The following is an 11,780-nucleotide window of genomic DNA, read 5'->3' as shown; positions in this document are numbered from 1 at the left end:
AATTGCAATGTTTGTCTGTAGTTGGGCTGTAATGCTCAGAATGCCATCTGTTTCAATCCCTAATAGGGATTAAGTGAAATTGCAATCAATACGTCTAAATCATTTCTGCTAGCCTCTGGTGTTTCAATCCCTAATAGGGATTAAGTGAAATTGCAATTACACCGTTAGAATCAAATCAAGTTTTTGATATTTCGTTTCAATCCCTAATAGGGATTAAGTGAAATTGCAATTAGCTAAGACTCGCAAGGATAAAACAAACCCTGATCGTTTCAATCCCTAATAGGGATTAAGTGAAATTGCAATGTTAAAAATAGTTCAGCAATTATTATCTAGGAGAAAGTTTCAATCCCTAATAGGGATTAAGTGAAATTGCAATCTAAGTTCAAAGATGGACTTTCTATGAGTGAATTAGCAGTTTCAATCCCTAATAGGGATTAAGTGAAATTGCAATAATTGCTCCCTTGAGAGATTTAACAATTTGAGTTTGTTTCAATCCCTAATAGGGATTAAGTGAAATTGCAATAACTGAATAGCGCAATTGGTGAGGTAGCAGTTAATCGTTTCAATCCCTAATAGGGATTAAGTGAAATTGCAATATCCCACCAAAAGATTCTTTTAAGCGACTTAAGAAGTTTCAATCCCTAATAGGGATTAAGTGAAATTGCAATCTGTAGCCCAGGATATTCCTTGGGCTAAGGTAGCGTTTCAATCCCTAATAGGGATTAAGTGAAATTGCAATTTTACTCAAAGGTATCGAAAAAGTCAAAGCCGACGTTTCAATCCCTAATAGGGATTAAGTGAAATTGCAATCATTTACAATCAGCATCAAAAATCACTGTATAGGTTAGGTTTCAATCCCTAATAGGGATTAAGTGAAATTGCAATGAAGCTCTAAGGCGCGGTTGACTTGCTCTGGGGTATGTTTCAATCCCTAATAGGGATTAAGTGAAATTGCAATAGCGGTAGCTGGAAAGCTAGTCAGTATTTGATTTTCAAGGTTCAGATGCGCGATCGCGATAACATATAGCATAAACCATATTAATTAAATTGGCTATCAATTGCTGAAATCAAGTCTGGGTAAGGAGCGCGGGTGTTTCTGTGGTTAGGATTGCTTCAAACTCTTGTACCGAGGGCAATTCAGCCATTGTCTTTCCAATTAGATTTCTAACACCTACCCATCCGCGCATTTAGCGAAAAAACTAATTAAATTTTCAGCCAATCCCCAGCCTTTTAATCTTGGATTCGCAATTTTAGATTTTGGATTGAATAATCTAAAATCTAAAATTCCTTCCTAGTACAGCACGGCGTAAATAAGCAGACCATTTCAAAACAGCAAAAGCCTTGGTATGTTAAACTTTTGACTTTTGACTTTTGACTTTTGACTTCCGCCTTGCGGTACTAGTCCCTCAACTCTGTTCCACCTTCGCCACCTCTAACATTGTCTTTAGCACCGAATCAGGATTGAGACTAATAGAATCAATCCCCTGTTCTACCAAAAATTGAGCAAATTCTGGGTAATCGCTGGGTGCTTGTCCGCAGATACCGATTTTGCGGTTGTGTTTTTTAGCTGCTTCTATCGCCATTTTGACCATTTGCTTCACAGCCGGACTGCGTTCATCAAACAGCCGCGCCACCAAAGCTGAGTCTCTATCTAATCCTAGTGTCAACTGAGTTAAATCATTAGAACCAATGGAGAACCCGTCAAATATCTCCGCAAACTGTTCGGCTAGAATTACATTACTAGGCAACTCGCACATCACATACACCTGCAAGTTGTTCACGCCTTGTTTTAGCCCATTTTTTGCCATCTCTGCTAAAACTAACAGTCCCTCTTCAGGAGTGCGACAGAAGGGAATCATCGGGATGACATTGGTTAAACCCATATCTTCCCGTACTCGTTTGATGGCTTGACACTCTAAAGCAAAGCCATCTTTGTAGCCTTCATCATAATATCGTGCTGCACCCCGCCAGCCGAGCATGGGGTTTTCTTCTTTTGGCTCAAATTGTCTACCACCTTCTAAGTTGGCGTATTCATTACTCTTAAAATCTGACATTCGCACAATTACAGGCTTGGGATAAAAGGCGGCGGCGATTCTACCTATCCCTTGGGCTAATTTATCGACAAAATACTGGGGTTTATCATCATACATGGCGGTGATAGCAGCAATTTTGGCTTTTGCTTCTGCATCTTCTAATTTGTCGTAGTGAATCAACGCCAGAGGATGAATTTGGATTTGGTTTGCAATGATAAACTCAGTCCGCGCTAAACCCACCCCATCATTAGGAATTGCAGATAAACTCAAAGCTTCTTGGGGATTACCGACATTCATTAAAATCTGAGTCCGGGTATGAGGTAAGTTTTCTAAAGCTACTTCCTTAACTTCAAAAGGTAATAAACCTGCATAAACTTTGCCTTCTTCCCCTTCCGCGCAAGAAACCGTCACTTCTTGACTAGTTGTTAAAACTTCCGTCGCGTTAACACAACCAACGATCGCAGGTACACCCAATTCTCGTGCGATAATTGCTGCATGACAGGTACGTCCCCCAGAATTAGTAATAATTGCACTGGCGCGTTTCATGATGGGTTCCCAGTCGGGGTCAGTTCTTTCTGTAACTAAAACGTCCCCAGCCTGGAACTCTTGTATTTGTTTAACATCTAAAATTACCCGCGCTTTTCCTTGACTAATCGCTTCCCCAACCGCCCTTCCAGTAACTAAGGGGTGTAGAGATTGAGGAGTAGAGATTTGGCTAGTTTTCTCCCCAGTCCCCAGTCCCCAGTCTCCAGTCCCCAATACCAACCGATAACTCCGCAATACGTTACCGTTCTTCTGCGACTGCACTGTTTCGGGACGGGCTTGGACTATAAATAGTTGATTGGTAATACCATCTTTTGCCCATTCAATATCCATCGGCGTATAAATACCGTGGACTTGGCAATAATGGTCTTCAATTAAACAAGCCCAACGCCCTAGTTGTAAAATCTCTTCATCACTCAGGGCAAATTGATTTTGTTCTAAATTAGATACAGGTATATTTTTAGTAGATTTAGTACCTCGATCATAGACCATTTTTAATTCTTTGCTGCCCAATTTTTTATCAATAATGGGACGAAAACCTGCTTTTAATGTTGGTTTGAAAACATAATATTCATCGGGGTTAACTGTCCCCTGGACAACGTTTTCTCCTAAACCATAAGCAGCTGTAATTAAAGCAGCATCTTTAAACCCTGTTTCGGTGTCAATAGAAAACATCACCCCAGAGGTAGCTAAATCAGAACGCACCATTTTCTGTACACCCACAGCTAGGGCAATGCTAAAATGATCAAATCCTTTGGTATGGCGGTAAGAGATAGCACGGTCTGTAAATAGGGAAGCAAAACATTGATGACAAGCTGTTAATAATGCTTCTACACCAACAATATTCAAATAGCTTTCTTGTTGTCCTGCAAAACTAGCATCGGGGAGGTCTTCGGCTGTAGCACTAGAACGAACTGCTACATCTGTGTTGGGGTTATACAATTCACACAGACTTTCATAGGCTCTAGCGATCGCCTTTTGTAATTCTAAAGGAAATGGTGTGTTCATCAGGAGCGATCGCGCCTGTTTTCCTCTTGCTTGTAAGTTTTTGACATCTTCTACATCCAAGTCAGCAAATAGTTCTCTTAACTTGGCTTCCAACCCCGCCGACTGGATGAAGTAACGATAAGCATAAGCTGTAGTGGCAAATCCTGTAGGTACATTTACGCCTTTGGATGTTAGTTCCTGAATCATTTCCCCCAAAGACGCATTCTTCCCACCAACTAAAGCTATATCTGTAATCCCAACTTGATCAAACCAGAGAACAAGTGATTTCTCCTTGGCAAATTGAGGCACAGTGCTATGAAATACTGTAACCATAAATATTACCTCCCAAATTGATGATCTAATATCAATTCGTAATTCGTAATTAAGAGAGACAGATGAAACTCTAAAGACTCAAAGTTTCATGTTTAATCTTTTTTTTGGAGAATTGATATTATTTTTTTGACTTAGTTTTTTTTATCTGGAAATTGACAGCCATATTGACACGAGGGATCGTGTTTTCATGCTGTTAGTGTATTGAATATTTTCTTTGGGATCACCATAACAAAAAAAACTAGGTTTTGGTTTATCGCGCAATATAATTCATTTTTTTCAATAATTTATCCCTTTAGATAGAGGTATAGATTAACAATTTGTCACAATGCCAATCTTTGATAAAAAGTTAAATTGCTAAATTCCTATCAGATTCCTATTTGATTTTTTTGCCTAGCCTGCACTTGGACTAAAAAACTCAGTATATTCCCTACTTAACAGCTAAATTCCATAACCTAACCCCTTGGTTATCCGTGGCAGCAAGGGTTGTACCATCTGGGCTAAGTGCTACTTGAGAAATGGTGATTCCCTTTGGTTTTTGCCAAGTTAACAATTTTTTACCCGTGCTAATTTGCCAAATATTTAAGGAACTACCATTGCTAATCAGTGTTTGACTATCTGGCGTAACTAACAAGGTATTGACTGTGCCGACATTCGGGATAATTCGCACCACTTTTTTTGTTGTTATGTCCCAGATATGGAGATTCTCTTCTTGGGCAGTTATGAGGGTTTTAGCGTCGGGTGTAACGGCTAATGTGTTGATGCGTTTGCCTTTGTTATCACCAAAAGATTGCAACCGCTTACCTGTATTAATATCCGAGATTTCTATCTGGTTGCTGTAGGAACTATTGGCAACGACTACAGTTTTACCGTCTGGAGTGATATCCACAGGATAGCCTGAACCCAAAGTTTCAATGTTAGCCGGCATAGTCCGCAATAATTTACCACTGCTGAGTTCCCAAACCCCTATATCTGCTGTAGGTTTATCTCCCTTGTGGAAGCCGATGAGGGTTTTAGCGTCAGGAGTCAGCTTGACTAACTCAGAACCTTCCAGCCTGTGGAGAATGTTACCTGTTGCTAGTTCCCGGATTTGTATTTGTTTTGGTGCGGCTGTGACTAGAGTTTTACCATCGGGAGTAATAGCGATCGCTTCTATGAGATCATTAAGAGTTGTATTGCCGTCCGGTGGGCCTGGAAAGGTGTTCAGTAATTTACCTGGATCTATTTGCCAAACTCTCAGATCACCGGAATTAGCAATGACTAGTTTATTGCCATCACGAGTAAATCCCAAACAACGAATGCCGTTGTAAGAAGATAAGGCAAATTTCTGCTCATAGCCGATAATCTTACCGATGGTAGGAAGAAAATTCTGCTCCTGTCCACTAGATTTCACAAATTGAAAAGGTGCAGGTGCTAAGGTCACATACATTGAAATCAACATCACACTGTATGTGAAAATTACTGCAATCAGAATAAAACGGGACTTAAATTGGGGAGAAAGCTTGAGTCCACAAATCCCACCTACCACACCGCCAATAATCGAACCTAATGGTGCTACGACAATGAACTTCAACATTATCGCCAGCCCACCAAAAGGCCCTCCTATATAAGTATCTGGACTAGCAAAAATAGGTATCATTGCCAGCAGCATCATACCGAAAAACGAACCCAACATTGCAGGAAATAGAGTATCTTTCATGCGGTGGGAGCTTTTTCCCATAATCAGCCCAATAATACCGCCAACTACAGCCCCAATAACTACACTAACGAAAGTTGCGTATATCAGTTGTGGCAGAATAAAGGTAAAAATAAAATCAAAATTAATAAAATTCATGAGAAAACGCAATTATTTTGGGAATCGGTGCTGATACTATTTCTTTATGAAGATGTTCTTAACTAGCTTGCAGGTTAATACAGTGAAGCCTCACAGAGATTTGGTATAAGCAGTCGCTTACATTCAAAGCTTGATCGCCAGCATAACCATAAGTTGGTAACAAAAATTGCTGTTATTCGGATTAATTTAAACTTTTAACTGAAAGTAGTAGAACAAGTTCAATAATCAGCTGATGTATCCAGAAAAGTAATAGCATTACCCTAGAGGCTAAAAGCTCAAAAAACTATGACACCTGAAGAAATTGCAGGGACTCTGACCGAATTATTTAGCACAGCAAATGTACAAGAGATCACATCTTGCTCCTGGCAGATAGACACATCTACATTTAGACTGTTGGTATTGCTGTCAGAAGATAGCAATTGGTTGCGGGTTTTATTACCGATTGTGCCATTACAAGAAGCGCAACCATTCTTAGCAGAGTTTTTATCAGCCAACTTTGATGACACCCAAGAAGTCCGCTATGCCTTGTATGACAACGTGATGTGGGGAGTATATCAGCATCATAGCGGTACTTTGATGAGAGATGATTTGAAAAATGCGATCGCTAGACTCATATCTTTACATACCGGAGGCTTAAACGATGTCTTCAATCGCCTCATCGAAAATCGCATTCGGCAGATTGTGCAAGCCGCAAAACAACAAGGACAATCTCTGCAAGCCACAATGCAGACCCTAGAAAGGTTCTATGCAGAAGGACTGTTAGGAGAAATTAACCAAACGGTAGAAACAAGAGAAGAAGTTTTAGCAGCTTGGCAACGGCAGCTAGAACGTCTATGGCATGAAATAGAATCTCACCCAGAATAATCACATGGACATCATCAAAATCCTCAAGCAAGACTATCAACGCTTCCCAGACAATCAAACCTACAGTATTTATGCCGCCAATGTTTATTTTCAAGACCCGTTAAATAGTTTTCGTGGTGTTGAACGCTATAAACAGATGATTAAATTCATCAAAACTTGGTTTTTAAATTGTCGGATGGATGTACATGATATTCAACCCTTGGGAGACACCATCAAAACCGAATGGACACTGAGTTGGAATACTCCTCTACCCTGGAAACCGCGCATCTCTATTTCTGGTTGGAGTGAACTAGGACTTAACTCAGATGGCTTGATAGTTTCTCACATTGATTATTGGCACTGTTCTCGTCTAGACGTGTTGAAACAGCACATAATCTCTAACCATAAGTAAATCGAGTTTAAGTTAGAGTATTTACCCAATCTCACATACAAAACAGGATCAATAATATACTGAAACCAAAAGAGCGATCGCTATGGCCGATAAAGAACTCAAACAACTCATAGAAGCTAACGCTAAAACAATCCAAGCCATGTTAGACGATATGGCAGACACACGAGAAGAACGGCAAGAACTCCGCGAAGGCATGATCCAACTGCAAAAAGCAGTAGAAAGATTAACCCAGGTACAAGAAGGCATATTTAACCTGTTACTTTCCGTAGATGGCGATCGCCCTACAATTCTTAACAAACTCTCAGAAATCGAAACCAAACTAGATCAACTATTGCAGTCTCATCCCCAAGATAAATAAATCTTCAATACCCAATACCCCTTGTCCAATGCCCCAAACCCCAAAAGCATTGATAATAGAAATAGCGTAAATAAATGTAAACAATTCTCAGGCAGGGCAAAATCATCCATGCGAGTAATTTTAATGACAGGTAAAGGCGGCGTGGGTAAAACCTCCGTTGCAGCAGCAACTGGACTGCGTTGTGCAGAATTAGGATATCGTACACTGGTTTTGAGTACAGACCCTGCCCACTCATTAGCAGACAGTTTTGACATGGAACTAGGCCATGCAGCCCGGCAAATTCGTCCTAATTTGTGGGGTGCAGAACTAGATGCACTGCAAGAACTAGAAGGAAACTGGGGTGCAGTTAAACGCTACATTACCCAGGTTTTACAGGCCAGAGGTTTAGATGGAGTACAGGCAGAAGAATTAGCCATCCTACCAGGTATGGATGAAATTTTTGGCTTGGTAAGAATGAAACGCCACTACGATGAAGGCGAGTATGATGTCTTGATTATTGACTCTGCACCCACCGGCACAGCATTACGACTGTTGAGTTTACCGGAAGTTGGTGGCTGGTATATGCGGCGTTTTTACAAGCCATTTCAAAATATCTCTGTAGCATTGCGTCCCCTAGTTGAACCGATTTTTAGACCCATTGCGGGATTTTCTTTGCCCAACAAAGAAGTAATGGATGCGCCTTATGAATTTTATGAGCAAATTGAAGCATTGGAAAAAGTATTAACAGATAATACCCAAACTTCAGTCCGCTTAGTCACTAATCCAGAGAAGATGGTGATTAAAGAATCGCTACGCGCTCATGCCTATCTCAGCTTGTATAATGTCGCCACAGATTTAGTCGTAGCTAATCGAATTATCCCGGCGGAAGTTCAAGATCCATTCTTCCAACGTTGGAAACAAAATCAAGAGGAATATCGTCAAGAAATTCATGATAATTTTCATCCTCTACCTGTTAAAGAAGTACCATTATTCTCTGAGGAAATGTGTGGTTTAGCAGCCTTAGAGCGGTTAAAAGAAACCCTCTATAAAGATGAAGACCCAACTCAAATATATTACAAAGAAACTACCCTTAGAGTAGTGCAAGAACAAAATCAATACAGCTTAGAATTGTACTTGCCAGGGATTCCCAAAAATCAAATTCAACTCAATAAAACTGGGGACGAATTAAATATTACAATTGGTAATCATCGCCGTAACTTAGTGCTACCTCAAGCCCTAGCTGCACTACAACCCGCAGGTGCAAAGATGGAAGACGATTATCTCAAAATTCGCTTTACTGATAATGCAAGAGTCTAATAATTGACAATTAGAGAGTCAAAATCCGAATAATTGGCAAATCAAGAAAGCAAAGAAATCCTGTTTTATAAATTAGACCAAATATCTGAAAATAAAGGGCAATATTGACTTTTATTTCTGATTTTAATCGACGCAATATTGCGTCTTTTTTTTCTTAATTTTAGCTATTATTAAGCTTTTATGAAGTTTACCAATACTTTATAAAATCATTATTGACGATTTTTCAAAATAAATTATTTAGCATACTTTTGGCCGTATTTTTACTGTAGACAATGTGATTCATAAAAATACAGAATGTTTTTAGATTTATAAAAATCTAATATTTTTCCTGAAATTAATTTAATAAAAAGCAATGTCCCCGATCGCTCCATCCGATTTACAGGTTAGTCTCAATCAAGAAAGTGTACTACGTCGGATTACAACTCGTATCCGTCAATCCTTAGAGTTGGAAGATATTATTACGGCGACAACGGCGGAAGTACGCGCACTACTAGAAACTGAGCGCGTCATGATCTACAAGTTTCACACTGATGGAAGCGGCCAGGTCATTGCTGAATCGATTTACGAACACCTTTTACCTTCATTACTAGGCTTAAATTTCCCCGCCGATGACATTCCCCCCGTAGCTAGGGAACTTTTCATCAAGTCAAAGGTGCGTTGTGCAGTTAATGTAGATTCTGGGCAAATTGGTCAAAGTACCTTACATAAATTAGAAACAGGAGAAGAAACACCAGAAGGAATCCGTTATCGTCCTGTAGATCCATGTCATGCTCAATATCTCACAGCAATGGGTGTGAAGTCTTCCGTTGTTGCCCCAATTTTCCATCAAGATGCACTCTGGGGATTGTTGGTATCTCATCACTCACAAGCCCGTGATATTTCCGAACATGAGTTGGCAGCTATGCAAATGGTTGTAGATCAATTATCCGTGGCAATTTCTCAAAGTTACCTCCTCACCCAAGCCCGTGCAAAAGCAGAACGGGAAGCTGTAATTAATCGCATTGCTACCCTACTGCACTCATTACCCACAATTGTCCTACAACCTGCGTTAGAAGCAGCAGTTACCGCTTTTAACGGTGTTGGTGGTAGGCTTTGCCTCAAAAATCAAGCTCTTGACCTACACAATAGTCATCACAAGAGTTTAGCCGAATGTTTAATTCCTGGTAGCGATTGTGTCCAGATTTATACCTGCGGTCAACAACCAGTTATTCCAGAACCAACTATCTATCCCCTCATTGAGCAATATAGTGTCTGGCAAGAACACTATAAATCTCATCATTATGATGTGTGGGCAATTACCGATATATATCAAACTCCTGCATTGCATAGTTTACAGCCTGTTTTTCAACCAACAAAAATTCGCAGCATTTTGATGATTCCGTTGGAGTATCGTCAGCAGTTGCTAGGATACTTAAGTATTTTTCGCAATGAAATAGACACAGAAACTCTGTGGGCAGGTCAGCATGACCCAGACAAAAGACAAATTTACCCTCGTCAATCATTTCAACTGTGGTGTGAATCTAAAAAGTCACAAGCTCAACAATGGACAAATGAAGAAATAGAATTAGCTAAAGAAATTGGTAAGCACTTTGCCTCAGCAATTCAACAATATGATCTATATCAACAGGTACAAGCTTTTAATCACAATTTAGAAAAACAAATCACAAAACGTACTTTTGAATTACAAAAAACAGTAGAACAACAACAGGCAGTCTTTAGTGTTATTACTAAGATTCGGGAATTTCTTGATACTGAAACTATATTTCAAATTACTACTAAAGAAGTTTGCCAGTTAATTGCAGCAGATCGTGTTTCTGTTTATCGTTTCAATGCTGAATGGGGTGGTGAATTTGTCGGTGATTTTGAAGCAGTTAATTCATACTGGTCAAATAAATCACAAATATGTGTCAATACAGTTTGGAATGATACTTATTTACAAAGAACAGAAGGAGGAAGATATCGCCAAAAAGAAACATTTGCGGTAGATGACATCCACAAAATGGGATTTGATCAGTGCCATGTGGAGATGTTAGAAAATTTCGAGATTCATGCTTTTGTGCTTGCACCTATTTTTATAGGACAGAAACTTTGGGGTTTGCTCGCGACATATCAACATTCATCTCCTAGACAATGGAAAACTTCGGAAGTGAATTTCCTGACTCAGATTGCAGCTCAACTAGGAGTAGCACTACAACAAGCTGAACTACTCAGCCAAACACAACAACAAGCAGAAACGTTAACTCAAGCACTGCATCATTTACAACAAACTCAAACGCAACTCATTCAAACTGAAAAAATGTCTTCATTGGGACAATTAGTAGCGGGTGTCGCTCACGAAATTAATAACCCAGTGAACTTTATTTATGGCAACTTGGCTCATGTGAGCGAATATGCTAGAGATTTGCTGAGTATGCTAGAGCTTTATCAGCAGGAATTTGCTCAACCGACTGCGGAAATTCTAGATTTGGCAGACAAGATTGACTTAGAGTTTTTATCTGAAGATTTGCCTAAAACTCTATCTTCTATGCAAATTGGAGTTGAGCGGATTCGTCAAATTGTCATGTCTTTACGAAATTTCTCCCGTCTTGATGAAGCCGAAATGAAAGCTGTGAATATTCACGACGGTATAGATAATACCTTACTGATTTTGCAGCATCGATTAAAAGCCAAACCAGAAAGTCCTGCTATTAACCTGATTAAAGAGTATACTGATCTGCCTTTGATAGAGTGCTATGCCGGACAAATGAATCAGGTATTTATGAACGTTTTAAGTAATGCCATTGATGCCTTAGAAGATTATGAGCAATCACCATCAGAACCTTATAAAAATAAGATTACTATCACTACTAGCATTGGGGAACTCAAAAATCATATCAAAAGCGTGGTAATTCGCGTTGCAGATAATGGCCCAGGTATACCCGAAACTTTAAGAATGAAAATATGTGATCCATTTTTTACTACCAAGCCAGTAGGTAAGGGTACTGGTTTAGGATTATCAATTAGTTACGGTATTGTAGTCGATAAACATGGCGGTGTATTTAAATGCGATTCACAGTTGGGGGTAGGAACAGAGTTTTGGATTGAAATCCCTATTTATCAAAGGGGACAGGGGATAGGGGATAGGTGACAGGTGACAGAAATATT

Annotated in this window: 7 protein-coding genes and 1 CRISPR repeat array (1 of these 8 running past the window's edge); of the genes, 5 read left to right on the top strand and 2 right to left on the bottom strand. The window is 39.6% G+C overall.

The window, feature by feature from the left end; translation table 11 throughout:
• Positions 1–958: a CRISPR direct-repeat array (repeat unit 37 nt; unit sequence GTTTCAATCCCTAATAGGGATTAAGTGAAATTGCAAT); it reaches 1,679 nt to the left of the window's first position.
• A gap of 448 nt (positions 959–1,406) precedes the next feature.
• Positions 1,407–3,896, bottom strand: a complete 2,490-nt coding sequence (gene ppsA / locus ACM0OR_RS06960) for a phosphoenolpyruvate synthase (protein ID WP_414575594.1) — start codon at positions 3,894–3,896, stop codon at positions 1,407–1,409.
• Between the two features lie 427 nt (positions 3,897–4,323).
• Complete coding sequence (locus ACM0OR_RS06955; protein ID WP_414575593.1) at positions 4,324–5,727, bottom strand: WD40 repeat domain-containing protein; 1,404 nt, start codon at positions 5,725–5,727, stop codon at positions 4,324–4,326.
• Positions 5,728–6,012: 285 nt separating this feature from the next.
• Between ACM0OR_RS06955 and ACM0OR_RS06950 the strand changes: the two genes are divergently transcribed.
• From ACM0OR_RS06950 to ACM0OR_RS06930, 5 genes are all read left to right on the top strand, one after another.
• A complete protein-coding gene (locus tag ACM0OR_RS06950; protein ID WP_414575592.1) occupies positions 6,013–6,591 on the top strand; it encodes a hypothetical protein in 579 nt (192 codons plus the stop codon).
• A gap of 4 nt (positions 6,592–6,595) precedes the next feature.
• Positions 6,596–6,982, top strand: a complete 387-nt coding sequence (locus ACM0OR_RS06945) for a DUF2358 domain-containing protein (RefSeq protein WP_414575591.1) — start codon at positions 6,596–6,598, stop codon at positions 6,980–6,982.
• 82 nt (positions 6,983–7,064) lie between these two features.
• Positions 7,065–7,340: a hypothetical protein gene (locus ACM0OR_RS06940; protein WP_190699420.1), complete on the top strand. Its 276-nt coding sequence runs from the start codon at positions 7,065–7,067 to the stop codon at positions 7,338–7,340.
• A gap of 108 nt (positions 7,341–7,448) precedes the next feature.
• Complete coding sequence (locus ACM0OR_RS06935) at positions 7,449–8,636, top strand: TRC40/GET3/ArsA family transport-energizing ATPase (protein WP_323267006.1); 1,188 nt, start codon at positions 7,449–7,451, stop codon at positions 8,634–8,636.
• Positions 8,637–8,988: 352 nt separating this feature from the next.
• A complete protein-coding gene (locus tag ACM0OR_RS06930) occupies positions 8,989–11,763 on the top strand; it encodes a GAF domain-containing protein (RefSeq protein ID WP_323267007.1) in 2,775 nt (924 codons plus the stop codon).
• The last annotated feature ends 17 nt before the right edge of the window (positions 11,764–11,780 follow it).

This window comes from Anabaena sp. CCY 9402-a (assembly GCF_963920945.1).
Taxonomy (GTDB): domain Bacteria; phylum Cyanobacteriota; class Cyanobacteriia; order Cyanobacteriales; family Nostocaceae; genus Trichormus; species Trichormus minutissimus.
Note: the sequence above shows the minus strand (reverse complement) of the source record. Positions and strands in the feature narration are given on the sequence as shown.

What these genes read in the sequence shown, in the direction of transcription:
- ppsA (WP_414575594.1), bottom strand. Translation starts at nt 3,896, where the DNA reads ATGGTTACAGTATTTCATAGCACTGTGCCTCAATTTGCCAAGGAGAAA.
- ACM0OR_RS06955 (WP_414575593.1), bottom strand. Translation starts at nt 5,727, where the DNA reads ATGAATTTTATTAATTTTGATTTTATTTTTACCTTTATTCTGCCACAA.
- ACM0OR_RS06950 (WP_414575592.1), top strand. Translation starts at nt 6,013, where the DNA reads ATGACACCTGAAGAAATTGCAGGGACTCTGACCGAATTATTTAGCACA.
- ACM0OR_RS06945 (WP_414575591.1), top strand. Translation starts at nt 6,596, where the DNA reads ATGGACATCATCAAAATCCTCAAGCAAGACTATCAACGCTTCCCAGAC.
- ACM0OR_RS06940 (WP_190699420.1), top strand. Translation starts at nt 7,065, where the DNA reads ATGGCCGATAAAGAACTCAAACAACTCATAGAAGCTAACGCTAAAACA.
- ACM0OR_RS06935 (WP_323267006.1), top strand. Translation starts at nt 7,449, where the DNA reads ATGCGAGTAATTTTAATGACAGGTAAAGGCGGCGTGGGTAAAACCTCC.
- ACM0OR_RS06930 (WP_323267007.1), top strand. Translation starts at nt 8,989, where the DNA reads ATGTCCCCGATCGCTCCATCCGATTTACAGGTTAGTCTCAATCAAGAA.